Source organism: Loktanella sp. SALINAS62 (assembly GCF_018263905.1).
Taxonomy (GTDB): Bacteria; Pseudomonadota; Alphaproteobacteria; order Rhodobacterales; family Rhodobacteraceae; genus Loktanella.
This window is the reverse complement of the sequence record NZ_JAAFZU010000077.1, coordinates 62985-88710: the sequence shown is the minus strand read 5'-3', so window position 1 is coordinate 88710 and position 25726 is coordinate 62985. Positions and strand designations below refer to the sequence as shown.

The 25726-nt window shown below is 59.9% G+C and carries 27 protein-coding genes; 22 read left to right on the top strand and 5 right to left on the bottom strand.

Annotated elements, in window-relative coordinates:
• Window positions 1–98 precede the first annotated feature (98 nt).
• From GZH79_RS18155 to GZH79_RS18070, 18 genes are all read left to right on the top strand, one after another.
• Complete coding sequence (locus GZH79_RS18155; protein WP_211645187.1) at window positions 99–1175, top strand: hypothetical protein; 1077 nt, start codon at window positions 99–101, stop codon at window positions 1173–1175.
• A gap of 3 nt (window positions 1176–1178) precedes the next feature.
• Entirely contained in the window at window positions 1179–1388 is a 210-nt protein-coding gene (locus tag GZH79_RS18150) for a DUF5337 family protein (RefSeq protein ID WP_211645186.1), read from the top strand.
• 40 nt (window positions 1389–1428) lie between these two features.
• Window positions 1429–2712, top strand: coding sequence for an NADH-quinone oxidoreductase subunit NuoF (gene nuoF / locus GZH79_RS18145; protein WP_211645185.1), 1284 nt, complete (start codon window positions 1429–1431; stop codon window positions 2710–2712).
• A gap of 2 nt (window positions 2713–2714) precedes the next feature.
• Window positions 2715–3122 (top strand): MAPEG family protein, encoded by a 408-nt coding sequence (locus tag GZH79_RS18140; protein WP_211645184.1) that lies wholly within the window; start codon window positions 2715–2717, stop codon window positions 3120–3122.
• A gap of 140 nt (window positions 3123–3262) precedes the next feature.
• Window positions 3263–3655 carry a DUF5333 domain-containing protein gene (locus GZH79_RS18135; RefSeq protein ID WP_211645183.1) on the top strand — a complete coding sequence of 131 codons (393 nt, stop codon included), beginning with the start codon at window positions 3263–3265 and terminating at the stop codon, window positions 3653–3655.
• Window positions 3656–3765: 110 nt separating this feature from the next.
• A complete protein-coding gene (gene nuoG / locus GZH79_RS18130) occupies window positions 3766–5787 on the top strand; it encodes an NADH-quinone oxidoreductase subunit NuoG (RefSeq protein WP_211645182.1) in 2022 nt (673 codons plus the stop codon).
• A gap of 52 nt (window positions 5788–5839) precedes the next feature.
• The gene (locus tag GZH79_RS18125; RefSeq protein ID WP_249219290.1) at window positions 5840–6166 is read left to right on the top strand and encodes a hypothetical protein; all 327 of its coding nucleotides are present in this window, start codon (window positions 5840–5842) and stop codon (window positions 6164–6166) included.
• Window positions 6167–6183: 17 nt separating this feature from the next.
• Entirely contained in the window at window positions 6184–7221 is a 1038-nt protein-coding gene (gene nuoH / locus GZH79_RS18120) for an NADH-quinone oxidoreductase subunit NuoH (RefSeq protein WP_211645180.1), read from the top strand.
• A 1-nt stretch (window position 7222) separates the two neighbouring features.
• Window positions 7223–7711, top strand: coding sequence for an NADH-quinone oxidoreductase subunit NuoI (gene nuoI, locus GZH79_RS18115; RefSeq protein ID WP_211645179.1), 489 nt, complete (start codon window positions 7223–7225; stop codon window positions 7709–7711).
• The gene (locus tag GZH79_RS18110; protein WP_211645178.1) at window positions 7708–8106 is read left to right on the top strand and encodes a carboxymuconolactone decarboxylase family protein; all 399 of its coding nucleotides are present in this window, start codon (window positions 7708–7710) and stop codon (window positions 8104–8106) included. The genes nuoI and GZH79_RS18110 overlap by 4 nt, the downstream gene beginning before the upstream one ends.
• Window positions 8103–8708 (top strand): NADH-quinone oxidoreductase subunit J, encoded by a 606-nt coding sequence (locus GZH79_RS18105; RefSeq protein WP_211645177.1) that lies wholly within the window; start codon window positions 8103–8105, stop codon window positions 8706–8708. The genes GZH79_RS18110 and GZH79_RS18105 overlap by 4 nt, the downstream gene beginning before the upstream one ends.
• Window positions 8709–8848: 140 nt before the next feature.
• On the top strand, window positions 8849–9154 hold the full coding sequence (gene nuoK / locus GZH79_RS18100; RefSeq protein ID WP_211645176.1) for an NADH-quinone oxidoreductase subunit NuoK: 306 nt from the start codon (window positions 8849–8851) through the stop codon (window positions 9152–9154).
• Between the two features lie 4 nt (window positions 9155–9158).
• Window positions 9159–11342: an NADH-quinone oxidoreductase subunit L gene (nuoL, locus tag GZH79_RS18095; protein ID WP_211645175.1), complete on the top strand. Its 2184-nt coding sequence runs from the start codon at window positions 9159–9161 to the stop codon at window positions 11340–11342.
• On the top strand, window positions 11342–12892 hold the full coding sequence (locus GZH79_RS18090) for an NADH-quinone oxidoreductase subunit M (protein ID WP_211645174.1): 1551 nt from the start codon (window positions 11342–11344) through the stop codon (window positions 12890–12892). The genes nuoL and GZH79_RS18090 overlap by 1 nt, the downstream gene beginning before the upstream one ends.
• A 1-nt stretch (window position 12893) precedes the next feature.
• Window positions 12894–14327, top strand: coding sequence for an NADH-quinone oxidoreductase subunit NuoN (gene nuoN, locus GZH79_RS18085; RefSeq protein WP_211645173.1), 1434 nt, complete (start codon window positions 12894–12896; stop codon window positions 14325–14327).
• A 16-nt stretch (window positions 14328–14343) separates the two neighbouring features.
• On the top strand, window positions 14344–15078 hold the full coding sequence (locus tag GZH79_RS18080) for a biotin--[acetyl-CoA-carboxylase] ligase (protein ID WP_283094830.1): 735 nt from the start codon (window positions 14344–14346) through the stop codon (window positions 15076–15078).
• A gap of 10 nt (window positions 15079–15088) precedes the next feature.
• A complete protein-coding gene (locus tag GZH79_RS18075; RefSeq protein ID WP_211645171.1) occupies window positions 15089–15862 on the top strand; it encodes a type III pantothenate kinase in 774 nt (257 codons plus the stop codon).
• Window positions 15859–17538 (top strand): ribonuclease J, encoded by a 1680-nt coding sequence (locus tag GZH79_RS18070; protein WP_211645170.1) that lies wholly within the window; start codon window positions 15859–15861, stop codon window positions 17536–17538. The genes GZH79_RS18075 and GZH79_RS18070 overlap by 4 nt, the downstream gene beginning before the upstream one ends.
• A 54-nt stretch (window positions 17539–17592) precedes the next feature.
• Here the strand turns inward: GZH79_RS18070 and GZH79_RS18065 are convergent, their stop codons facing one another.
• Together GZH79_RS18065 and GZH79_RS18060 are read right to left on the bottom strand one after the other, a co-directional pair.
• The gene (locus GZH79_RS18065; RefSeq protein ID WP_211645169.1) at window positions 17593–18207 is read right to left on the bottom strand and encodes a hypothetical protein; all 615 of its coding nucleotides are present in this window, start codon (window positions 18205–18207) and stop codon (window positions 17593–17595) included.
• A 90-nt stretch (window positions 18208–18297) separates the two neighbouring features.
• On the bottom strand, window positions 18298–19920 hold the full coding sequence (locus GZH79_RS18060) for a DEAD/DEAH box helicase (protein ID WP_211645168.1): 1623 nt from the start codon (window positions 19918–19920) through the stop codon (window positions 18298–18300).
• A 182-nt stretch (window positions 19921–20102) separates the two neighbouring features.
• Between GZH79_RS18060 and GZH79_RS18055 the strand changes: the two genes are divergently transcribed.
• Entirely contained in the window at window positions 20103–20528 is a 426-nt protein-coding gene (locus GZH79_RS18055; RefSeq protein ID WP_211645167.1) for an OsmC family peroxiredoxin, read from the top strand.
• Between the two features lie 134 nt (window positions 20529–20662).
• Here the strand turns inward: GZH79_RS18055 and GZH79_RS18050 are convergent, their stop codons facing one another.
• Genes GZH79_RS18050 through GZH79_RS18040 form a run of 3 tightly spaced genes read right to left on the bottom strand, consistent with a single transcriptional unit; the run spans window position 20663 to window position 23483 of the window.
• On the bottom strand, window positions 20663–21253 hold the full coding sequence (locus tag GZH79_RS18050; protein ID WP_211645166.1) for an exopolysaccharide biosynthesis protein: 591 nt from the start codon (window positions 21251–21253) through the stop codon (window positions 20663–20665).
• Window positions 21254–21276: 23 nt separating this feature from the next.
• The gene (locus GZH79_RS18045; protein WP_211645165.1) at window positions 21277–21837 is read right to left on the bottom strand and encodes a hypothetical protein; all 561 of its coding nucleotides are present in this window, start codon (window positions 21835–21837) and stop codon (window positions 21277–21279) included.
• Between the two features lie 50 nt (window positions 21838–21887).
• On the bottom strand, window positions 21888–23483 hold the full coding sequence (locus GZH79_RS18040; RefSeq protein WP_211645164.1) for a peptide chain release factor 3: 1596 nt from the start codon (window positions 23481–23483) through the stop codon (window positions 21888–21890).
• A gap of 161 nt (window positions 23484–23644) precedes the next feature.
• Between GZH79_RS18040 and GZH79_RS18035 the strand changes: the two genes are divergently transcribed.
• The 3 genes from GZH79_RS18035 (at window position 23645) to GZH79_RS18025 (ending at window position 25725) form a co-directional block, all read left to right on the top strand.
• Window positions 23645–24322, top strand: coding sequence for a hypothetical protein (locus GZH79_RS18035; RefSeq protein ID WP_211645163.1), 678 nt, complete (start codon window positions 23645–23647; stop codon window positions 24320–24322).
• A 117-nt stretch (window positions 24323–24439) separates the two neighbouring features.
• Window positions 24440–25069 carry a hypothetical protein gene (locus tag GZH79_RS18030; RefSeq protein WP_211645162.1) on the top strand — a complete coding sequence of 210 codons (630 nt, stop codon included), beginning with the start codon at window positions 24440–24442 and terminating at the stop codon, window positions 25067–25069.
• A gap of 65 nt (window positions 25070–25134) precedes the next feature.
• Window positions 25135–25725 (top strand): hypothetical protein, encoded by a 591-nt coding sequence (locus GZH79_RS18025; protein ID WP_211645161.1) that lies wholly within the window; start codon window positions 25135–25137, stop codon window positions 25723–25725.
• Window position 25726: the final 1 nt, after the last annotated feature.

Genomic DNA, 25726 nt, shown 5'->3' with positions numbered 1-25726 from the left:
CGTTAAGACGGCCCTGAGGGCCGTCTTTTGCGTTGCATTGGGTCTGCGTCCGTTTCGACACGGCCTTGTGCCACAGAATTTGCAGGGGATTTTTACAGATGAAGACAACAGCACCCAAAGAACTGGGTATTTTGGTCGTCGCCGCCGTGTTCGGCTTGATCGCGGGTGGCGTGGCTCTTGTCATGTTCGGCTTCGGTTTCGTGGGATCACTGTTCGTGGCCGGTTTGCTGGCCATTCTTGTCGCGATCGTTTTGTGGTTCGGTTGGCGCGACGCCAAGGACCGCAACCTGCAGCCCGGTGTCACGGCAAGTGGTGAAAAGATCGGATTGGGCGGTACGGCGCCCGAAACCAAGCGCACAGTGGCGCCCAATGTATCCGGTTCGTATGGCGCCGCCGGTTCTGGCAATGCAGCGGCATCCAAATCAGACACCGCAAGTGGTGCAACGGCTGCGGCTGCGGGCGGGTCGGCAGATGGTAATGGCGGTCAGGCCAGTGCTGCGGTCGGCGGGCAGGGCGCGCAAACCGCCGACCCGCATGACACAGCGACCGCAGGCGATGGCACGGCGTCGTCTGGATCACAGGTATCATCGCAGGCGGACACGGCCACATCGGACACCGACAGCGTGCAGCCCGCGTCTGATGCTGCGGCCCCGGCGGCGGCTGGGTCCATCGTAAAACCATCCGCCCCCTTGGCCGGTCAAGAAGAGCTTTCCACCCGCAAAGGTGAATGGAAATACGAAGGCGATGCCAAAGGCACGTCCGAAGTCGAAGCAACACCTGACGCGGATACGGGTACTGCTGCCAATCCGGGTGCAGACGGCACCGCATCGGTGGCGGCACAACCATCCGCCGATGCGACAGCGGGTGCCGACGCGACACCGACAATGGCTGACAAGCCAAAGCTGCTGGATGCAGCCCGCGAAGGCGGTCCCGACAACCTGAAGGAAATCAAAGGCGTTGGACCGAAGCTTGAACTGATGCTGCATGACATGGGCATCTTTCATTTCGATCAGATCGCCGCATGGACCAGCCGCGAATTGGCGTGGGTCGACAGCAACCTGAAAGGGTTCAAAGGCCGGGCAAGCCGCGATGAATGGGTGTCACAGGCCAAAATTCTGGCCACAGGCGGCGACACTGAATTTTCGACGCGGGTCGACAAGGGCGGCGTTTACTAAATCATGTCCAAACATACCGAAGACACGAACAGACAGGGGCGGATTGCCGCCCTTGTCATTGCAGCTGCCGGGTTTCTGGCGATCATCGCACCGTGGATTGTCGCCGTGACGGGGCTGGCACCACGCTTTGAAATCCTGATTTACCTGTTCTGTCTGGCTGCGTTCATTTGGTCACTGGTTGTCACCGTCAGAATCTGGCAAAAGACGCGGTAACCGGGCATTGCCCGCCGACCAGACCTTGAGGACCCGCACAATGTTGCAAGATCAGGACCGCATTTTCACCAATCTTTACGGCATGCACGACCGCACTCTCAAGGGTGCGCAGGCGCGTGGGCATTGGGACGGCACAAAAGATATCCTTGGCCGTGGCAAGGATTGGATCGTCGACGAAATGAAGGCGTCGGGCCTGCGCGGGCGCGGCGGTGCGGGCTTTCCGACCGGACTGAAATGGTCGTTCATGCCCAAGGAAAGCGACGGTCGCCCGTCCTATCTGGTGGTGAACGCCGACGAATCCGAACCGGGCACCTGCAAGGACCGCGAAATCATGCGCCACGACCCGCATACGCTGGTCGAAGGCTGCCTGATCGCCAGTTTCGCCATGCAGGCCCATGCCTGCTACATCTACATTCGCGGCGAATACATCCGCGAAAAAGAGGCGCTGCAGCAAGCCATCGACGAAGCATATGACGCAGGTCTGGTGGGCAAGAACGCCTGCGGATCGGGCTGGGATTTCGACATCTATCTGGCCCATGGCGCGGGCGCCTATATCTGCGGCGAAGAAACGGCACTGCTGGAAAGCCTTGAAGGCAAAAAAGGCATGCCGCGCATGAAGCCGCCATTCCCGGCGGGGGCGGGTCTGTATGGCTGCCCGACGACGGTGAACAACGTCGAATCGATTGCCGTGGTGCCGACGATCCTGCGGCGCGGCGGTGCATGGTTCGCTGGCATGGGCCGTCCGAACAACGCGGGTACGAAACTGTTCGCGATTTCGGGCCATGTGAACAACCCCTGCGTCGTCGAAGAACAGATGAGCATCTCTTTTGAGGAGCTGATCGAAAAACACTGCGGTGGCATTCGCGGCGGCTGGGACAACCTGAAAGCGGTGATTCCCGGTGGGTCGTCGGTGCCCTGTGTGCGCGGCGAAAACATGCGCGATGCGATCATGGATTTCGATTACCTGCGCAACGATCTGCAATCGGGTCTGGGCACTGCCGCTGTGATCGTGATGGACAAGGACGTCGACATGATCAAAGCGATCTGGCGGTTGTCGAAATTCTACAAGCACGAATCCTGCGGCCAGTGCACGCCATGCCGCGAAGGCACAGGCTGGATGATGCGCGTGATGGAACGGTTGGTCCACGGCAACGCGGCGGTCGAAGAGATCGACATGCTGCTGGACGTGACAAAACAGGTCGAAGGTCACACGATCTGCGCACTGGGCGATGCTGCCGCATGGCCGATTCAGGGTCTGATCCGCAACTTCCGCGATGAAATCGAAGACCGCATCAAGCACAAGCGACCGATTGCGGCGGAATGATCTTGGACGGGCTGTCGGCCTATCACCCTGCCTTGGCTGTGCTTGGGCTTTGGGCGGTGTTGCTGGTGGTGCTGTCCGGATTGTCGCTGCGGGGCCGGACCGACGATGATCTATGCGCCTGCGGTTCGCCGCGTCGCGATTATGCGAATCCCGTGTATCGACGGCACCGCGCCTATCACAATGCGTTGGAAACAAACGCGCCGTTTCTGGCGGCGGCAGTTGCCGCTGTTCTGACGGGGGCAGCGCCCTTTTGGGTGAACGGATTATGCGTCGTCTTTCTGCTGGCGCGGGTGGTGATGGCCGTGGTCCATATCCGCAGCGAAAATCAGCCGCTTCGGTCCGCGTGCTACGCCGTCGGGTGGTTTGCGCTGGTGGGATTGGCTGTCTTGGCGGTGTTCGCCGCGCTGTGACCCGCACGGTATCTGCGACCTGACCACCGACGCTGTCTGACGCTGCGCTAACCACGGCCGCGCCCGTCTGCCCCCGTGATATTGCATAGCGGTGGCTGCGTGACGATATCCCGTCACCAGAGCAGAAAAGGAATCGCATCATGCGAACACTAATCGCCGCAGCCGTTCTGGCCACAGGGCTGACCGGACCCGCGACAGCACAGGGATTGGCCGAAGAGCCAGAAATCAACAATGCCCTGATCGTGGTCGGCATGGCCTATGAAATCAGCCGCCAGTGCGACGATATCGACGCCCGCACGTTTCAGGGCATCCGTACGTTGTTCAACCTGAAATCCCGGGCCCGCGATCTGGGATATTCCGGGGCAGAGGTTGACGCCTATATCGACGACGATGTGCAAAAGGACCGTCTGAAAACCATCGCGCGGCGGCAACTGCGGCAGTTGGGGGCCGTTGACGGTGACCCGGCCAGCTTTTGCACCGTTGGCCGCGCCCAGATCGCAAAAGCCACCGGAATCGGGCGACTGCTGCGGTAAGTCGCGGCGTTTGGGGTGTAAAAAATAGGCCGCGCGTCTGGCATCGTCCTGTCAGGCGCGTTAGAACCCGGTCAACGCACCTTGTGTGCCCTCGCTGTCCGGAGCCTTTCATGTCCGACCTCAAGAAAATCAACATCGACGGAACAGAGATCGAAGTCGATGGGGCGATGACCCTTATTCAGGCCTGCGAACAGGTCGGAATCGAAATTCCGCGCTTTTGCTATCACGAGCGGCTGTCGATCGCTGGCAACTGCCGGATGTGTCTGGTCGAGGTCGTTGGCGGTCCGCCGAAACCCACCGCATCCTGTGCGATGCAGGTGCGCGATCTGCGCCCCGGTCCCGAAGGCCAGCCGCCGGTCGTCAAGACGAACTCTCCCATGGTGAAAAAGGCCCGCGAGGGTGTCATGGAATTCCTGCTGATCAACCACCCGCTGGACTGCCCGATCTGCGATCAGGGCGGCGAATGCGATTTGCAGGATCAGGCGATGGCGTATGGTGTGGATTTCAGCCGTTTCCGCGAACCCAAACGCGCGACCGAAGATCTGGATCTGGGGCCGCTGGTCGAAACCCATATGACGCGCTGCATTTCCTGCACACGCTGCGTGCGGTTCACGACCGAAGTCGCGGGCATTCATCAGATGGGCCAGACGGGGCGCGGCGAAGATGCGGAAATCACGTCCTATCTGGGCGAGACGCTGGAATCGAACATGCAGGGCAACATCATCGACCTGTGCCCGGTCGGTGCGCTGGTCAGCAAACCCTACAGCTTTACCGCGCGTCCGTGGGAGCTGACAAAAACCGAATCCATCGACGTGATGGATGCGTTGGGGTCCAGCATCCGTGTGGATACCAAAGGCCGCGAAGTCATGCGCATCCTGCCGCGGAACCACGACGGCGTGAACGAAGAATGGATTAACGACAAAACCCGCTTTGTGTTTGACGGGCTGCGCCGCCAGCGGTTGGACACGCCCTATATCCGTGAAAACGGCAAGCTGCGCAAAGCGGACTGGCCCGAAGCACTGGCCGCCGCCGCCACCGCGATGAAGGGCAAAAAGATTGCCGGTCTGGTCGGTGATCTGGCCCCGGTTGAGTCGGCATACGCGTTGAAGCAACTGGTCGAAGGTCTGGGCGGGTCGGTCGAATGCCGTACCGACGGCGCGAAACTGCCAGCGGGCAACCGCAGTGGATACGTCGGCACCGCGACCATCGCGGATATCGACGATGCGCGTCATATCGTATTGATCGGCACTAACCCCCGCGCAGAAGCGCCCGGTCTGAACAGCCGCATCCGCCGCGCATGGTCGCGCGGTGCGAACGTCGATCTGGTCGGTGCGGCTGTCGATCTGACGTTCGATTACGAACACAAGGGCGCGGGCCGCGCTGCATTGGCCGATCTGGCCGGGTTCGATTGGTCGGACGAACAGCGCGAAGCGCCATCACTGGTCATTCTGGGGCAGGGTGCATTGCAGGGTGATGATGGTGACGCCGTGTTGGGCCACGCCATGAAAATCGCGCAGGCGTCGCAATCGCGGCTGATGATCCTGCATACCGCCGCTGGCCGTGTCGGTGCGATGGATGTGGGGGCCGTGACCGACGGTGGGTTGCCCGCCGCACTGGACGGGGCAGAGGTGGTTTACAACCTTGGCGCGGATGAAACCGAACTGCCCGACGGTGCATTCGTGATCTATCAGGGCAGCCACGGCGACCGGGGCGCACACCGCGCCGACGTGATCCTGCCCGCCGCCGCCTATACCGAAGAAAACGGGTTGTTCGTGAACACAGAAGGCCGCCCGCAACTGGCGATGCGTGCCGCGTTCCCGCCGGGTCAGGCCAAGGAAAACTGGGCGATCCTGCGCGCGCTGTCGGCGGAACTGGATGCCACGCTGCCATTTGATTCGCTGGCGCAGTTGCGTCGCGCATTGGTGCAATCCCATCCGCATCTGGGACAGATCGATATCGTGTCGAACAATGATATTGTGGCGATTGACGCAGGCACGCTTGGGCGGGGTGATTTTGCGCAGGCGGTAACGGATTTCTATCTGACCAACCCCATCGCGCGGGCGTCCAGCCTGATGGCGGAACTGTCCGCCAACGCCAAGATGCGTGTCACGGACAAGATTGCGGCGGAATAGGTCCGTGCGCCCGGTCATTGCCTTGTTCGTGGGTCTGGCTGCCTGCGCCCCGATGGACGAACCCGCTGGGCGCCCCAGTTATATGGGCATTCAGACCGATCTGCTGGACGGTGATCTGGTGAATTTCCGTGTCGCGCTGCGCGGCACGGATGATCCCGCAGCGGTCGAAAATTATGCAGAATGTGCCGCAGCGCAATATGCGCTGATCCGCGGACATTCTTTCACCCGCCGGGTGCGGGTCAATACGACGGAACAGGGTGGCACTTGGCGCGCGGATGCTGTTTACACCATCTCGCCGGACCTGCCCCGTGGACGATCGTCGATTGACGCCGTGGTCAAGGTTGCAGATTGCGGCGCATCGGGTATTCCGACCGTCTGACGCTTGAGGAAACGGATATGATCAACTTCTTCACCACGACCATTCCCGGTCAGATCCTTTTGATTCTGGGTCAGTGTCTCTTGGTCCTGATTCCCCTGCTTCTTGCGCTGGCGATGCTGATGTATGCCGACCGCAAGGTCTGGGCGGCCGTGCAGATGCGACGCGGCCCGAACGTGGTCGGTCCTTGGGGCGTTCTGCAATCCTTTGCCGATTTTCTGAAATACATCGTCAAGGAAATCGTGGTGCCTGCCGGCGCTGACAAGCCGGTCTATTTTCTGGCCCCGATGATCACCTTTGTCATGCCGGTCATCGCGTGGTCGGTCATTCCGTTCAACGAAGGCTGGGTGCTGTCGGACATCAACGTGGCGATCCTGTTCGTTTTCGCGGTCTCTTCGCTGGAAGTGTACGGCGTGATCATGGGTGGCTGGGCGTCCAATTCCAAATATCCGTTTTTGGGGTCGCTGCGGTCCGCCGCACAGATGATTTCATACGAGGTGTCGCTGGGCCTGATCATCATCGGCATCATCATTTCGACAGGATCGATGAATTTCGGTGCCATCGTCGAAGCACAGCGTGGCGCCGGTATCTTTTCGTGGTATTGGGTTGCGCATTTCCCGATGCTGTTCCTGTTCTTTATCTCGGCGCTGGCCGAAACCAACCGCCCGCCGTTCGATCTGCCAGAGGCGGAATCGGAATTGGTTGCGGGCTATCAGGTCGAATATTCGTCCACCCCATTCCTGCTGTTCATGATCGGTGAATTGATGGCAGTCGTGCTGATGTGCGCGCTGGTGTCGTTGCTGTTCCTGGGCGGCTGGCTGTCACCGATCCCCGGCCTGCCTGATGGTGTGCTGTGGATGGTCTTGAAGATGCTGCTGTGCTTCTTCGTCTTCGCCATGGTGAAAGCCATCACCCCGCGCTACCGCTACGACCAACTGATGCGGATCGGCTGGAAAGTGTTCCTGCCGATGTCGCTGGCTTGGGTCGTGCTGGTGGCGTTCCTTGCGAAATTTGAAGTGTTCGGCGCCATGTGGGCCCGTTACACGATCGGAGGCTGACATGGACTATACCCGCGCCGCCAAATATTTCCTGCTGCAAGACGTCTGGACGGGCTTCCGTCTGGGGTTCAAATACTTTTTTGCGCCCAAGGCGACAGTGAACTACCCCCACGAAAAGGGTCCGCTTTCGCCGCGTTTCCGGGGGGAACACGCGCTGCGCCGTTATCCCAACGGCGAAGAACGCTGCATCGCCTGCAAATTGTGCGAAGCAATCTGTCCCGCGCAGGCCATCACCATTGATGCGGCCCCGCGCACCGATGACGGCAGCCGCCGCACGACGCGTTACGACATCGACATGACGAAATGCATCTATTGCGGTCTGTGCCAGGAAGCGTGCCCGGTCGACGCCATCGTCGAAGGGCCGAATTTCGAATTCAGCACGGAAACCCGTGAAGAACTGTATTACGACAAGGAAAAGCTGCTGGCCAACGGTGACCGCTGGGAAGCCGAAATCGCACGCAATCTGGAAATGGATGCGCCCTACCGATGAGCGACGACAATCCCTTTGCCGCGATGATGAAGCTGGGTCAGGACTGGGCTGCCCAGATGAATCCGGCCATGACATCATTTGCGTCGAAGGGTGTGTTCGACATGTTTCCCACAATGTCCAAGGACATGATGGAGACTTTCTTCGGCAAGGGGTTGAACCCCGGCGGACTTGACGCCAAGACGCGGCTGATGCTGACCCTGACCGGGCTGACCATTACCGGGGCGCAGGCCGAAACGCAGATCCGCGCCACGGTGCGCCATCTGTCAGAGGCCGGTGCCACCCGGAAAGAAATTGCAGAAGTGATCGCGCAGGCCGGTCTGTTCGGCGGCGTGCCGGCCATGACGCAGGCGATGACGATCGCCACCGAAGAACTGAGCAAGGATGACAACGCATGACCGTCATAGCCTTTACGTTTTACCTGTTTGCCGTGTCCACGCTGCTGGGCGGGCTGATGACCGTGCTGGCGCGCAACCCGGTCCATTCGGTGTTGTGGTTGATCCTTGCGTTTTTGTCGTCGGCAGGATTGTTCATCATTCTGGGCGCTGAATTCGTCGCGATGCTGCTGATTATCGTCTACGTCGGCGCCGTCGCCGTGCTGTTTTTGTTCGTGGTGATGATGCTGGACATCGATTTTGCCGCGTTGAAGGCGGAAATGTCGAAATACCTGCCCATCGGCCTGTTGATCGGCATCGTGATCCTGATGCAGCTGGTCGTGGCCTTTGGTGCCTGGGATTATTCGGCGGGCATCGACGACCGGCTGGTCGCGCCGTCCGCAGTGGGTGAAAACACCAACCTGCTGGGTCTTTTGATCTATGACCGTTACATCATCCTGTTCCAGCTGGCCGGGTTGATCCTGCTGGTGGCCATGATCGGTGCGATTGTGCTGACGCTGCGTCACCGCACGGACATCAAGCGTCAGAACATCATCGCGCAGATGCACCGCGATCCAGCCAAGGCGATGGAACTGAAAGACGTGAAACCGGGACAGGGTCTGTAGAGGCCCCCCACAAAAGGACCACAGCAATGTCAAACGTCACTATTGCAGCAATCATCGTCATACTCATCGTCGTCGTCGGCGGTGGATACACTTTCTTCGGTTAAAGAAATGAACGGGGTGATTACCCCGGGGGAATACACATGATCGGACTTGAACATTATCTGACGGTCGCGGCCGCGCTGTTTGTGATCGGTATCTTCGGCCTGTTCCTGAACCGAAAGAACGTCATCATCCTGTTGATGAGCATCGAACTGATGCTGCTGGCGGTGAACATCAACTTTGTCGCGTTTTCCAGCTATCTGGGCGACATGGTGGGGCAGGTGTTCACATTGTTCGTGCTGACCGTCGCCGCCGCAGAGGCCGCGATCGGGCTTGCGATCCTTGTGTGTTTCTTCCGCAACCGCGGGACCATCGACGTTGAAGACGTCAACGTGATGAAGGGCTGACCCCATGTATTCGATCATCCTGTTCGCGCCGCTGATCGGCGCCCTGATCTGCGGTTTCACCTGGAAGGTGATCGGTGAAAAGGCGGCACAATGGGTCGCCACATCATTGCTGATCCTGTCGGCGGTTCTGTCGTGGTGGGCTTTCATCGGGTTTGATGGAACCAACACCAGCTATACGCTGATGCGCTGGATCGAAAGTGGGTCACTGTCGACCGATTGGGCCATTCGCGTCGACCGTCTGACGCTGATCATGCTGATCGTCATCACGACCGTGTCCAGCCTCGTGCATGTGTATTCGTTCGGTTACATGGCGCACGACGACAACTTTCGCGACGACGAAAGCTATCGCCCACGGTTCTTTGCCTATCTGTCGTTTTTCACCTTTGCGATGTTGATGCTGGTGACCGCCGATAACCTGATCCAGATGTTTTTCGGCTGGGAAGGCGTGGGGGTCGCGTCCTATCTTTTGATCGGGTTCTATTACAAGAAACCCAGCGCCAATGCCGCCGCGATCAAGGCGTTCGTGGTCAACCGGGTCGGCGACTTTGGCTTTGCACTCGGAATCTTTGCGCTGTTTTTGCTGACCGACAGCGTCAGCTTTGACGTGATCTTTGCTGCGGCGCCTGAAATTGCCGAAACCCAATTGTCGTTCCTGTGGCGTGACTGGAACGCGGCAGAGGTCGTGGCCGTGCTGCTGTTCATCGGTGCGATGGGGAAATCGGCCCAGTTGTTCCTGCACACATGGCTGCCCGACGCCATGGAAGGGCCGACACCCGTGTCGGCGCTGATCCATGCGGCCACAATGGTCACGGCGGGCGTGTTTCTGGTCTGCCGCATGTCGCCGCTGATGGAATTTGCACCCACTGCGACAGCGTTCGTCGTGTTCCTTGGCGCGACGACCGCGTTTTTCGCGGCAACCGTGGGGCTGGTGCAGACCGACATCAAACGCGTGATCGCCTATTCGACCTGTTCGCAGCTGGGTTACATGTTCGTGGCTGCCGGTGTGGGTGCATATTCGGTGGCGATGTTCCATCTGTTCACCCACGCCTTTTTCAAGGCGCTGCTGTTTTTGGGTGCTGGATCCGTCATTCATGGCATGCACCACGAACAGGACATGCGGAACTATGGCGGTTTACGTAAAAAGCTGCCCTATACCTATTATGCGATGCTGATCGGCACGCTGGCCATCACGGGTGTCGGCATTCCGCTGACACACATCGGTTTCGCGGGCTTCCTGTCCAAGGATGCGGTGATCGAAAGCGCATGGGCTGGCGGCAGCGGTTTTGCCTTCTGGATGCTGGTGGTCGCAGCCGCGATGACCAGTTTCTATAGCTGGCGTCTGATGTTCCTGACGTTCTTCGGCACGCCGCGCGGTGACAAGCACACGCATGAACACGCCCACGAAAGCCCATCAATCATGCTGGTGCCACTGGGCGTGCTGTCGGTCGGTGCCGTTCTGGCCGGGATGATCTGGTACAATCCCTTCTTTGGTAAGTCACAGGATGTTGCGGCGTTCTTTTCAATCCCGGTGGCGGAATCATTGGCAACGGGTGACCAGTCCGAAGGTGTCGGCGGTGCGATCGAAGAGATGGCCGAAGGCGATCTGGCCGAAGCTGGCGAAGCGATCACCGAAGATGCCGTAACCGGTGCCGAGGTCGAAGGTCAGGCGCAGGCGCTGGAAGAGGGCGACCATGCCGAAGAAGGCGGGCATCATTTCGCATTCGGCGGCGCACCGGGTGATGGTGCGATCTATATCGGGCCCGACAACCACGTGATCGACGAAGCCCACGAAGCCCCCAAGTGGGTCAAGGTATCGCCGTTCGTTGCCATGCTGCTGGGGTTCCTGCTGGCGTTCCAGATGTATATCCGTCGGCCCGAACTGCCTGCGCAATTGGCCGAAAACCAGCGCCCGTTGTACAATTTCCTGCTGAACAAATGGTATTTCGATCAGCTGTACAATTTCATTTTTGTGGGACCGGCACTGTGGCTTGGCCGCTTTTTGTGGAAGCGCGGTGATCAGGGCACGATTGACGGCGGCATCAATGGTCTGGCGTTGGGGATCATCCCGTTCTTCAACCGCTCCGTCAGCAAGATGCAGTCGGGTTATCTGTTCACCTATGCCTTTGCTATGGTTGTCGGCATCGCACTTTTGCTGACATGGGTCACGTTCACCGGAGGGGCCAACTGATGAGCAATCTGCTTTCGCTCACCACTTTCATTCCCCTGATCGGGGCAGCCATTCTGGCCATTTTCCTGCGGGGCGATGATGCAGCCGCCCAGCGAAATGCCAAATGGGTGGCACTGGCCACGACCGTTGCGGCGTTTCTTGTGTCGCTGTTCATCCTGTCGGATTTCGACCCTGCGGATACCGGGTTCCAGATGGTCGAACAGGCCGACTGGCTGCTGGGCATGCAATACAAGATGGGTGTCGACGGCATTTCGATCCTGTTCGTGATGCTGACCACCTTTTTGATGCCATTGGTGATCGCGTCATGCTGGACCGTGGAAAAGCGGGTCAAGGAATACATGATCGCGTTTCTGGTGTTGGAAACGCTGATGCTGGGCGTCTTTATGGCGCTGGACCTGATCCTGTTCTACTTGTTCTTCGAGGCGGGACTGATCCCCATGTTCCTGATCATCGGGATCTGGGGCGGGGCAAACCGCATCTATGCCAGCTTCAAATTCTTTCTTTATACGTTCCTTGGGTCCGTCCTGATGCTGGTCGCGATGGTGTCGATGTTCCAATACGCGGGCACGTCCGACATTCCGACGCTGATGACGACGGCGTTTCCATCCGATACATTTTCGATCCTGGGTCTGCCGATCGTAGGCGGCGCGCAAACGCTGTTGTGGATCGCGTTCTTTGCCAGCTTTGCGGTCAAGATGCCGATGTGGCCGGTCCATACGTGGCTGCCCGACGCGCACGTGCAGGCGCCGACCGCAGGGTCGGTCGTGCTGGCGGCAATCCTGCTGAAAATGGGCGGCTACGGGTTCCTGCGGTTCAGCTTGCCGATGTTCCCGGTCGGGTCGGATGTGCTGGCGCCGATGGTGCTGTGGCTGTCAGCCATTGCGATTGTCTACACCTCGCTTGTGGCGCTGGTGCAGCAGGACATGAAAAAGCTGATCGCCTATTCGTCCGTGGCACATATGGGCTATGTGACGATGGGAATTTTCGCCGCGAACCAGCAGGGGATCGACGGCGCGATTTTCCAGATGATCAGCCACGGTTTTATCTCTGGCGCGTTGTTTCTGTGTGTCGGTGTGATCTATGACCGGATGCATACCCGCGATATCGACGCCTATGGCGGTCTGGTGAACCGGATGCCGGCCTATGCGCTGATTTTCATGTTCTTTACGATGGCCAACGTCGGTCTGCCCGGCACGTCGGGGTTCGTGGGTGAATTTCTGACGTTGATGGGCGTCTTTCAGGTCAACACATGGGTGGCACTGGTTGCAACAAGCGGCGTGATCCTGTCGGCGTCCTACGGTCTGTGGCTCTATCGCCGCGTCGTCATGGGCGACCTGATCAAGGAAAGCCTGAAATCAATCACCGACATGACGGGGCGTGAACGCTGGATTTTCGCACCATTGGTTGTGATGACGCTGCTGCTGGGTGTTTACCCCAGCCTTGTCACCGACATCATCGGGCCAAGTGTGACTGCACTGGTCGATCAATACGAGACTGCGACGGTCGCGTTCGACGCCGCCAACGACGTAGCCTTAAGCGAGGTAAACTAAGATGGGTTCGTATATTTCCATCGCGCTGCCCGAAATCGTTCTGGCGCTTTACGCGATTGGTGCCTTGCTGGGGGCCGTATATACGCGCAAGGACGGGGCTGCTGGTCTGCTGGTCTGGCTGACCTCTGCCGTGTTCGTGCTGCTGGCGTTCTGGATCGGGCTGGATGACGGCCCCGGCCTGATCGCATTTGACGGGATGTTCGTGGCCGACGGGTTTGCGCGTCTGGCCAAGGTCATGATCCTGCTGTCCGCCGCATCCGTGCTGATCATGTCCAAAAGCTATATGGAAAAGCGGAACCTGCTGCGGTTCGAATACCCCGTGCTGCTGGCGCTTGCCGTTGTGGGCATGATGGTCATGGTCAGCGCGAGCGATCTGATGACGCTTTACATGGGGCTGGAACTGCAATCGCTGTCGCTTTACGTCGTTGCGTCCTTGCGGCGGGACAGCGTGAAATCGACCGAGGCGGGCCTGAAGTATTTCGTGCTGGGTGCGCTGTCGTCGGGTCTGCTGTTGTATGGTGCGTCGCTGACCTATGGCTTTACGGGCACCACGCTGTTCAGCGGGATCATCGTGGCGGTGCAGACTGATGTGTCGCTGGGTCTGTTGTTCGGTCTGGTCTTCCTGATTTCCGGCTTTGCATTCAAAGTGTCTGCAGCACCGTTTCACATGTGGACACCCGACGTTTACGAAGGGTCGCCCACACCGGTCACCGCCTTTTTGGCCACCGCACCCAAGGTTGCAGCAATGGCGCTGTTTGCCCGCGTGATGTTCGACGCGTTTGGCGGTGTTACGGATGACTGGCAGCAGATCGTCGCGTTCCTGTCCGTCGTATCCATATTCTTGGGCGGGATCGCAGGGATCGGGCAGCGCGATATCAAGCGTCTGATGGCCTATTCGTCGATCAGCCACATGGGCTTTGCCCTGATGGGTCTGGCGGCGGGTACGGCATTCGGGGTGCAGGCCATGCTGATCTACATGGCGATCTATGTGACGATGAATATCGGTACCTTTGCCTTTATCCTTGGGATGGAACGCGATGGTCGTCCGGTCACGCAAATCGACAGCCTGCGGATGTATGCGTCGCATTATCCGATGCGGGCGCTGGCGATGCTGGTGCTGATGTTCAGCCTTGCGGGTGTGCCGCCGCTGGTCGGCTTCTTTGGCAAGTTCTATGTCCTGCGGGCCGCTGTGGATGCGGGGTTGGGCTGGTTGGCCGTGGCTGGCGTTATCGCATCGGTGATCAGCGCCTATTACTATCTGCGGATCGTCTATCTGATGTATTTCGGCGAAGAAACAGAGGCACTGGACGCGCCGACGCAACCCATTCTAAGCGGTTTTCTGATCGCGTCCGCTGCCATTATGGTCGTCGGGGTCGTCAATCTGTTCGGGTTTGAACCATGGGCCGCATCTGCAGCCGCAGCCCTTGTCAACTGATCCCACCACTGACCCGCTGTGGCCCGAGGGCGTTCTGTGTCGTCATCTGTCATCGGTGGATTCCACCATGGCAGAGGCGGCCCGCATCGCCCCCACGCTTGAAGCCCCGACATGGATTATCGCGGATGCGCAGACTGCAGCGCGGGGCAGGCGGGGGCGGGCGTGGCAATCACCGTCCGGCAATTTTGCAGCCACACTGGTTTACAAGCCGAATTGCACGGCACAGCAGGCCGGGTTGCGGTCGTTCATGGCGGCCATCGCCCTGTTCGAAGCGCTTGCGATGTCTGTCGATCGCACCAAGCTGTCGCTGAAATGGCCAAATGACGTGTTGCTGAACGACGGCAAGGTGGCGGGTATCTTGTTGGAATCCGCAGGCTCTGGTCCTTATGTCGACTGGCTGGCGATCGGTTTCGGTGTAAACCTTGTCGAGGTGCCGGACGGTATCAAAGGGGCTGCCTTTGCGCCCGTGTCACTGCTGGGCGAAGGTGGCGCGCCGACAGAGCCGATGAAATTTCTGGCCCGCCTCGCCGCGGATTTCGCCACACAGGAAGCCAAGCTGTGGGAATTCGATTTCGGCATGATCCGTGATGACTGGCTGCGCCGTGCTGCCCGTCTGGGCGAAGTCATCACCGCGCGCACCGCACGGGATACCATCACAGGCCGGTTTGAAACCATTGATGTCGACGGTAATCTGGTGCTGATGACAGCAGACGGCCTGCAGGCGATCCCGGCGGCGGACGTCTATTTCTAGGGGTGTGCGAATGCTGCTGACCATCGACTGCGGAAATACGAACACCGTCTTTTCGATCTGGGACGGAACCAGCTTTGTTGCGACATGGCGCACATCGACCGAATGGCAGCGTACGGCGGACCAGTATTATGTCTGGCTGTCCACCTTGATGAAGGTCAAGGGACTAGAGGTCACGATCACCGACGTCATTGTCAGTTCCACGGTGCCGCGCGTCGTGTTCAATCTGCGTGTGCTGGCGGACCGTTATTTCAACTGCCGGCCACTGGTGGTGGGCAAACCGGAATGTCTGCTGCCTGTGGCGCCGCGCGTCGATGCGGGCACGGCGGTCGGGCCGGACCGGTTGGTCAATACTGTCGGCGCGTTCGACAGGCACGGTGGCGATCTGATCGTGATCGATTTCGGCACCGCAACCACGGCGGATGTGGTGGACACCGATGGCGCCTATGTCGGCGGTGTGATCGCGCCCGGTGTCAACATCAGCCTAGAGGCGTTTCACATGGCCGCCGCCGCATTGCCGCATGTCGATGTCACGAAACCCGACCGCGTGATCGGCACCAATACCGTGGCCTGCATGCAGTCCGGCGCGTTCTGGGGTTACATTGGGCTTGTGAAAGAGATAACGCATCGCATCAAGAACGAAAGAGGCCGCCCGATGACCGTGATCGGCACAGGCGGCCTTGCTTCGTTGTTCGCACAAGGCGACACATTATTTGACCGGGTCGAGGATGACCTGACGATGCACGGTCTGACCGTGATCCACCAATACAACAAGGACCATACATGAGTGCTGCAAAAGCAAAGGACCGTCTGATCTACCTTGCCCTTGGGGGCGCCGGTGAGATTGGCATGAACTGCTATGTCTACGGCTATGGCCAGCCCGGCAAGGAACGGCTGATCGTCGTCGATCTGGGCGTGACCTTTCCGGACATGGACGGCACGCCCGGTGTCGATCTGATCTTTGCCGATATCGCCTGGCTGCGCGAACGGCGCGCGCAGATCGACGGGATCTTTATCACCCACGCGCACGAAGACCACGTGGGCGCTGTCGGATTGTGCTGGGAAGAGCTGGGCGCGCCGATCTATGCGCGCAAGTTCACCGCCAATATCGCCAAGCGCAAGATGCAGGAACGTGGGCTGCCCGACAATGTCGTGCAGGTTGTCGACGCGTGGCCCGAAGTGACGAAATGCGGACCCTTTACCGTGGGTTACGTGCCGATCAGCCATTCGATCCCCGAAAGCGCGGGTCTGGTCATCGACACGGACGGCGGGCGGATCGTGCATACCGGCGATTTCAAGATCGACATGACCCCGGTGGTCGGTGACCCGTTCAACACGTCGGTCTGGGAAGACATCGCAAAGACAGGGGTCAAGGCGCTGGTGTGTGACAGCACCAACATTTTCAGCACCCACCCCGGCCGGTCCGAACTGTCGATTGGCCCGGCGATCACCGATCTGATGCGGGATTGCAAGGGCATGGTGGTCGCCACGACCTTTGCATCCAATATCGCGCGTCTGAAAACACTGGCCACTGCCGCCACGGATGCGGGCCGCACGGTCTGTCTGCTGGGACGGTCGATGCAGCGGATGACACAGGCCGCCATCGAAACCGACCTGCTGCATGATTTCCCGCCGACCATCGGCCCCGAAGAAGCGCAGAACATCCCGCGTGAAAACCTGATGCTGCTGGTGACGGGATCGCAGGGCGAGCGGCGTGCCGCCTCTGCCCAGTTGGCGCAGGGCAGCTATCTGGGGATTTCGCTGAAAGAAGGCGACACGTTCCTGTTTTCGTCCAAGACGATTCCCGGCAATGAAAAGGGCGTGATCCGCATCATGAACCAGCTGTCAGAGCTGGGTGTCGATATCGTGGACGACGAGGGTGGCAAATACCACGTCTCTGGTCACGCGAACCGGCCCGATCTGGAAACAATGCACCAGATCATCAAGCCGCAGTTCCTGATCCCGATGCACGGCGAACACCGCCACCTGCGCGAACACGTCAAGGTCGCGGGCCTGCATGGCCTGCCGGGCATCGTGGCCGTCAACGGGATGATGGTCGACCTGTCCGGCAACCAGCCCAAGGTTGCGGAATACATCGAAACGGGCCGCACCTATCTGGACGGCGGCACGCAGATCGGTGCCATGGACGGCGTTGTGCGTGACCGGATTCGCATGGCACTGAACGGTCTTGTGGTGGTGACGCTCATCTTGGATGAAAACGATGAATCGCTTGGCGATCCGTGGGTCGAGCTGTCGGGTCTGACCGACAACGGACGGTCTGACGCCAGTCTGGCAGAGGTCATGGAAGAAGACCTGAGCCAGTACATCAACCGCGCCGACGCCAAGACGCTGCGCGACGACACCAAGCTGGAAAAAGAGCTGAAGACCATCGCGCGCAAAAGCACGATGTCAGAGATCGGCAAAAAGCCCGAAGTCATCGTTGTGATCAGCCGCCTGAACTGATCGCCCCCTTGAGGCATGACAAAGGCGCCGCCCCCATGGGGACGGCGCCTTTTTTCATTCTGAACAGACGTAAATCGCACCACCAACCGCGACGGCGGTCACGGCAGCGGCGGTCAGGGCAATGGGTGCGCCGACGGCGGCGGTGGCGCTAGTGATGGCGGTGCCAAGCGTGCTGCTGATGCTGGCGCCGCTGCCTGACAAAAGAACGGCACCGGTGCTGTGTGTGACCTTGGAAAGCGTCGATTCGCCGGTGTTCAGCGCCACACCCACCATGGCGCCGGTCGCGTTGCTGACAACCTCGCGCGTGCTGTTCACCTTGGTGCAGACGCCACCGGACGTGCAGCGGCCCCGAAAATTGCGTTGACCGGGTACCAGCAAAAACCCGGTGTCGGCATCCGCATAACGCAGACATTTATCATCGACGGTTTCAATTTCCGCCAGAAAGGCGAAAACCTCTTGGCTGGTGCAGTTGCGTTGATCGCGGGTCAGGAAATCAAAGGACCGCGCTGGAAAATTCAGCAACCGTTCCCGGTGTGTCGTCGGCGCGGGCGATACGGTCAGCGTGTCAGTGTCGATCTGCAGGTCGATGGCTTCGATCGTGCTTTGGCAGATATCGGCCGCAGCGGACTGGCCCAGCAGGGCCAGCGTCAGCAAAAGCGGTTTGAACATGGGGGCTATCCTGTTTTTCGGGCAGGATGCCGCAACCGCGCGACGGCGTCGATACGCCGTAGATCACATTGGCGGAACCAAGCCTGAGGGTCAGGCGCTGCCGCGTTCGGCAAAGCTTTTGGCAATGAATTCAGGCATATCGTCGCCCATGCCGACGACGTTGTCATTGCTGCGTGACTGGCGATCCTGACCCTGACGCGGATGGCTTTGGCGGTCGTTGCCTTGGCGATCATTGCCGGATTGGGTGTCTGGTGCACCGCCGCGTCCGCGACCACGGCCACCGCGCTGGGGGCGTTCCCCCTGTGCTGATGTATCCGCCGCGGGTTGCGGCTGGGGCGGTGTGTCAGCAGCGGCCGGTTGCGCGATATCCTTGGCCGTTTCAACAGCTTCCTGCGTGGCGGCTGCGGGTTCGGCATTGGCATTGGGTGCGGCTGTGGGTGCGTCTGCGTCCGGCTTTGGTTTGCGGCTACGGCTGCGGGTGCGTTTGGGTTTGTCGTCGGCCGATTTTGCGGCCGGTTGCGGGGCATCGGACCCGGTTTGGGCCGCTTCGTCGGCAGGCGCGGTGCCCATCGGGTTGTCCAGACGCGGGATTTCGCGCTGCACCAGTCGTTCCACGTCTTCCAAGTTTTTGGTGTCGCGTGGATTGCAGATCATGATGGCCACGCCGGATCGCCCGGCACGGCCGGTCCGCCCGATGCGGTGCACGTAATCTTCGGCATGGGACGGCACGTCAAAGTTGAACACATGCGTTACCGCAGGGATATCCAGACCGCGGGCCGCTACGTCGGACGCGACAAGGAACCGGATCTTGCCGTCGCGGAACCCGTCAAGCGTGCGGGTGCGGTGTGACTGGTCAAGGTCACCGTGGATCGGTTCTGCATCGTAGCCGTGCTTTTTCAGCGACTTGGCAACCATATCGACATCGGATTTGCGGTTGCAAAAGATGATTGCGTTGGAACATGCGTCGCCTTCGGCTGTGATCAGGCGGCGCAGCAGGTCACGCTTTTCCGCGTCGGCGCGGGTCCGGTTGGACCCTTGGAACATCACGACGCCCTGTTTGATGTTTTCACCCGTGGTCGCGGCGCGCGCGACTTCGATCTTGGCTGGGTTCGACAGGAACGTGTTGGTGATGCGTTCGATTTCCGGGGCCATCGTGGCCGAAAAGAACAGCGTCTGACGGGTGAACGGCGTGCGTTTGAAGATTTCTTCGATATCGGGAATGAACCCCATGTCAAGCATCCGGTCGGCTTCGTCGACGACCATGATCTTTACGTCGGTCAGGATCAGCTTGCCACGTTCCAGATGGTCCAGCAGGCGACCGGGCGTCGCGATCAATACGTCTACTCCTTTGTCGATCAGCTTGTCCTGATCCTTGAACGATGTGCCGCCGATCAGCAGCGCCTTTGTCAGTTTTGTGTATTTCGCATAGGCGTCAAAGTTTTCAGCCACCTGTGCGGCCAGTTCGCGTGTCGGTGCCAGCACAAGGCTGCGCGGCATCCGTGCGCGGGCACGACCGCGCCCCAGCAGGGTGATCATCGGCAACGTGAAACTGGCGGTCTTGCCGGTGCCGGTCTGGGCAATGCCGAGCACGTCGCGTCCTTCCAATGCAGGGGGGATCGCACCTGCCTGAATGGGGGTTGGCGTTTCGTAACCGGTATCGGCAATCGCCTTGAGAACCTTTGCATCAAGATTCAGGTCGGAAAATTTCGTCATGGATGGCCTTTCGCAAAGTGCGGCAAACAGGGGCCGCAGAATTGCGCGGCCATGTCCCGACCGGATTGTCGGGCATTTCGATATGCTGGCGTTACGCCTTTGTGGTCAAATCGTCAAGGATTGGAGGGAACAGATCGCATGGCATGGCGTTGTATCGCCGTAATTATGATTAGGAATCAGACATGATCAAGAAATTTGGCACGGCCAATTGGCAGGGCACCCTCAAGGACGGCATTGGCAAGGTGTCGACACAGACAGCAGCGCTGCGCGATCATCCCTATGGTTTCAACGCCCGTTTCGAAGACGGCAAAGGCACCAACCCCGAAGAATTGGTTGGCGCGGCCCACGCTGCGTGTTTCGCCATGGCCCTGTCGATGGGCTTGGGTGAAAAGGGTTATACCGCGACCAATATCGACGCCAAATCGACTGTTTCGCTGGAACAAATCGATGGCGGTTTCGCCGTCACGAAAGCACATATCGAAGTAACCGCCAGCATCCCCGACATTTCCGAAGATGATTTCATGACGATTGCAAAAGCGACGGAAACAGGTTGCCCGATCAGCAAATTGCTGACGGCAGACATTTCGTTGGACGCAAAGCTTGTCTAACGAATGGAGGGATGCAGCGTCGGCCTAAGGCCGGTTGCAGAACGTCCAAAATGGGGGGCAGGGGGTTGGATGATCACCTCTGCCCCCTTTTTTGTGGAAACTTACCTGTGGTGCGGCCCCGGTGAACCAGATGTTCAACCGGGAATTCCCGGCATCGACGTCCAGCCCATATAGGCGCCCGCCAGAAAGATCGTGTAACCCGCACCGATCAGCAGACCGTCACGCGCTGTTATGCCGACCCCCAGCAGCAGGCACGACAGTCCAAGCGAGGCGGGCAGGAACGGGATGAATCCCAGCGGGATCATCAACAGGCCTGCAAAAATGATGCACAGTGCGGCACCCTTCAGCGCGGCTGTGCCCGTCGCCAGACCTGCCATCCGCGGGCCTACGAAAAAGTCCAGACGTTCTGCCCAGGGGCGCGCCTTGGTGACAGAGGTTTGCAGCTTGTCGCAATCGATGTCGAAATTCTCGATCCAGTCGGGAAACCATGGCCGGCGCCAGCCCATGATCATTTGTCCACCCAGCAGCACCAACACGATGCCGATCACCGCAGGCACACCGGGGATCGCGCCGGTGGGCAGGATCACAAAAGCCGACAGCACGGCAATCAGCGGGCCATAGCCACGTTCCTGGATGTGTTCCAGCAACTGTCCTAGCGGGACGGATGAGCCATGCGCCTCATCCCGCACGGCATCGAGTGTATCCAAAAGCGGCTGATCGGTCATGCTGCGACAACTCGCCGCGCCGTTCACGGTTCCGTGGGGGGCTGCGAGATCACGACATCCCTGATCTGTCGAAGCTTAACAGGGTCATCTGCCGCACGCAGAACCCGCGCAAAGGCGTGCGCGGGAATTGTTCCAGAATACGATTGGTGGACGCCTTCGGCCAACACATGCAACCCGTCACGGGCGGCAGCGTGAAAAGCGTCTGCCGAGATGTGGATCGCCCCAAGCTCTGCCCGCTGGCATCCATCGATGCAGTGGCTATAGATCCGGTGGTGCCGGCGATAGTCCAGCAGCCGGTCGCCTGTGGCGACGCGGATCAGCGTGGGACCATTGGGCGCACGTCGCCGCACGTTCAGCAAGACGGCGTAGGCGCGATGCCCTTGCGCCTGCAAGATGACAGGCCGCGCGGTCATGATACCGGTGTTGTTGCGATAGATTTCGCGTTCCTGCACGGTAAACCGCTGGATGCCCGATTGCGTGCCCTGTTCGCGGATCACCTGCGCACCGATCGGCACGCCGAATTGCGCGCCATGGTGGGGCAGTGGGGCACAAGCCGCCAAAAGCAAAAGGAGGATCCAGCGCATGGCATGGATCGTCCCTCTGATTGTTTAACAAGCGATGAACGGTGATGCCGTCAGACCATCATTTCCTTAGTCGCGGACAGCGTCACCTGTGGGTAATCGCGCTGCACACGGTCGATGTCCCATTGCAGGCGTGTCAGGAAAACCGTGTCGCCGTCGTTGTCCAGCGCGATATGCTGTTTGTTGGCGGCGGCAAAGGCGTCCACCGCGTCCTTGGCCCCATGCACCCAGCGGGCAGAGGTGAATTGCGATCCCTCGAACCGGACGGGCAGGCCATATTCCAGCTCGATCCGGCTGGCCAGCACCTCGAATTGCAGCGCGCCCACGACGCCGACGATGAAACCGGACCCAAAGGTTGGTTTGAACACCTTGGCGGCGCCTTCTTCGGCGAATTGCATCAGCGCCTTTTCCAGATGCTTGGCTTTCATCGGGTCGCCCGCGCGGCAGGTCTGCAGCAGTTCCGGCGCGAACGACGGGATGCCGCTGACGCGGATCGCCTCGCCTTCGGTCAGGGTGTCCCCGATCCGCAACTGGCCGTGGTTCGGGATGCCGATGATGTCACCGGCCCATGCTTCTTCTGCCAGTTCACGGTCGGCGGCCAGAAACATGACCGGGTTGGTCACGGCCATCTGCTTTTTGGTGCGTACATGGGTCAGTTTCATGCCGCGTTGGAAATGCCCCGACGCCATGCGCACAAACGCCACGCGGTCGCGGTGTTTGGGGTCCATATTGGCCTGCACCTTGAACACGAAACCCGAGACCTTGGTTTCTTCGGGTGCGATGTTGCGGGGCTGGGCGGTCTGGATCTGCGGTTCCGGGCCATAGGTGCCGATCCCGTCCATCAGTTCCTTGACCCCGAACGAATTCATCGCGGACCCGAACCAGATCGGCGTCATCGACCCGTTCAGCACGCTGGCGGGGTCCAGTTTCGGCAACAGTTCCATCGCCATTTCGATTTCTTCGCGGAATTTGGCCAGCAGTTGTGTGGGCACATGCTGGGCCCATTTGGGATCGTCTAGCCCGTTGATGGAAATCGTCGTGGCGACCTTGTTACGGTCGGCGCGGTCCATCAGTTCCAGCTTGTCGCGCAGAATATCGTAACAGCCGATGAATTCGCGGCCCACACCGATGGGCCATGACGCGGGTGTCACGTCGATCGCCAGGTTTTCCTGAATTTCGTCGATGATGTCGAATGTGTCGCGGCTTTCGCGGTCCATCTTGTTGCAAAAGGTCAGGATTGGCAGGTCGCGCAGGCGGCACACCTCGAACAGTTTCTGCGTCTGGCTTTCCACGCCTTTTGCACCGTCAATCACCATCACGGCGGCATCCACCGCCGTCAGCGTGCGATAGGTGTCTTCGGAAAAGTCCGAGTGGCCGGGTGTGTCCACAAGATTGAACCGGAACTTTTCGAAATCGAACGACATGGCGGACGCGCTGACGGAAATGCCACGGTCCTTTTCCATCTGCATGAAATCGGACCGTGTGCGGCGGGCTTCGCCCTTGGCGCGCACCTGTCCGGCCATCTGGATGGCACCGCCATACAGCAGGAATTTTTCGGTCAGTGTCGTTTTGCCCGCGTCGGGGTGCGAAATGATCGCAAAGGTCCGGCGGCGGGCGATTTCGGGCGGCAAGGCAGGGCGGTTTGACATGGGCCCGCCTTAGCGCGCGGCCTGCACAGGCGCAATGACCGGCGGTGATGACGCGTCCCTAAAACGCCATGTTTGTGCAATCCGGTTGCCGTATTCATCCGGCATTTACCGTTTTCAAACGTGCCCACAACGAGGCGCGGAGCAGTGTAAGGATTTCGATGATGATGATGACGCGATGGATGATCTGTGCGGCCTTTGCCGGGCTGGCGGCCTGTGGCGGTGGCGGCGGGGCGATGGATGCCACCGGTGCCAAAGCCGCAGGACCGAGTGATGCAGACACAGCAACAACGGCCGAAACGACGGCCAGCGTCAAATCATACACGCTGTTGCAAAGTGAAGGTGACAAGCTGTTCGGCACCTATCGTGATGCATTGAATGCGGATGCGTTCACCGACCCGACCGACTTGCCCATGATCGGAATCGCCAGCTTTGACGGTGTTGCGGCCTATGTTGTGGGGGCAGGTGCGTCGCTGTCCGAAGAAAAATTGATCGCTGACGCCGATTATCTGTCACGCGTCGACCTGAACGTTGATTTCGGCACCGACCGCGTGTCGGGCACATTTGACGATTTTGTCGAAGCGCGCACAAAGACCGCCATTGCGGGTGCACTAAAGGTCGATGCCGCGATCAACCGTGCGGCCAATCTGGAATCAGAAGTGACGGTGACAGGCACCGCGATCGGTCGTGTGTCCGGTTCCGGCCTGAAAGGCGACGTCACGCTTGATCTGGACGGCGATTTTCTGGCCAATGCAAGCGCGCTGGCGGGGCGGCTGGAAGGGACCGGTCAGACAGATGGCGGGCTAAAGGGCGTGCAGGGCGCATTCGTCAGCAACAAGTAGGTTGCTATCGGATAGCAACGGTCGGCTTTTGGCTTACGCAGCAACATGCCCCAGATGAATGGCAAGACCCCTGCAATCAGGCGGGGGCGTTTGCATCCCATCTGAAAGGTCACTGCCATGAACATCACTTTGCCGCGTGTCGCTATCGCCGCACTTGCCCTTGGGGCGCTGTCTGCCTGTTCGGGCGGCTCTGCTGTCACGGGCGGGGCTGCTGCGGCCAAAGCGCTTGACCCACAGGTCAACAGCCGGCTGGATTTTGCGGAAATCGCCACGGTCGCAAAGGATGTGAACGATGGCTATGCCGCTGCATCCATCACACCCAAATCGCTGGTGCCCACAACGGGCCGGGCCACGTACAACGGGGCTGTCGGCGGGAACCTGTCGGTGCCCGGACGCACCACCGATGTCGCAGGCCTGATGCAGTTGGGCGTTGATTTCGGGGCCAACCGCGTCGGCGGCACGCTGGGCAACTTTGTAACCCGTGACGGGGCAGAGATTGACGGCACCCTGAGCGTCAACAACGGCGTGCTGAATCGCACATCCAACAGCCGTCAGGTCGCCATTTTCGCAGATGTCGACGGCAACCTGCGCAGTGCCAGCGGTGAACGGATCGCGGTCGATGCGCGCCTGCGCGAAAGCGGGTTCAAGGGGGACAACGTCGAATTCGTCGGCGGCAAGATCCAGGGCGATATCGCTGTGAACGGGGTCGGCGGGTCCATCGACCTGAACGCGCAGCTTGAACGCTGACCTTAACCATCTGTTAACCGAGACCGCACAGTCTGGACGGGTTCCGATAATGGTGGACCCGTCCGATGCGCTGTCTGTATCCGTCCTTTACGCTGTTCCTGCTGGTATCTGCCTGCGGCGGTGGTGGCGACGGTGACGACGCGGTCGCACCCGACAGGTTCGCGGTGGCCAAACGTCTGGAAAGCCGGCTCGCTGAACAGGATGTGACTGCGCCGTCTAGCCTGCCCGCAAACGGGCGCGCGTTTTACAGCGGCTTTATGCGGGCGGGCCTGCCGACCGGTGCGGGTGGTTCGCGGGTGGAATACCTTGGCGATCTGGACATGGACGTGAATTTTGGCGCATCGCGCGACGAAATCGCGGGCACGGCGACCGGGTTCCAGACCGGGGCCGGTGACCGTTTGACAGGCAAACTGACGCTGTCCGGCGGCGACCTGTTCCGCGACACCGATCCCGACGAAAATTACACGTTTACCGGCGATGTGGACGGCACGCTGTCGCGGGGGGCCAAAAATTACCGGATTGACGCCGAAATCGAAGGCGAATTCAAAGGCCCGGATCAAACCGGCGTCAGTGGGCTGTTGTTCGGGGATGTGCGCGGCCCCGCCGGGCTGGACGTATTCGACGGGTCATTCGCCGCCGTCCGTCAGGAAGAATAAC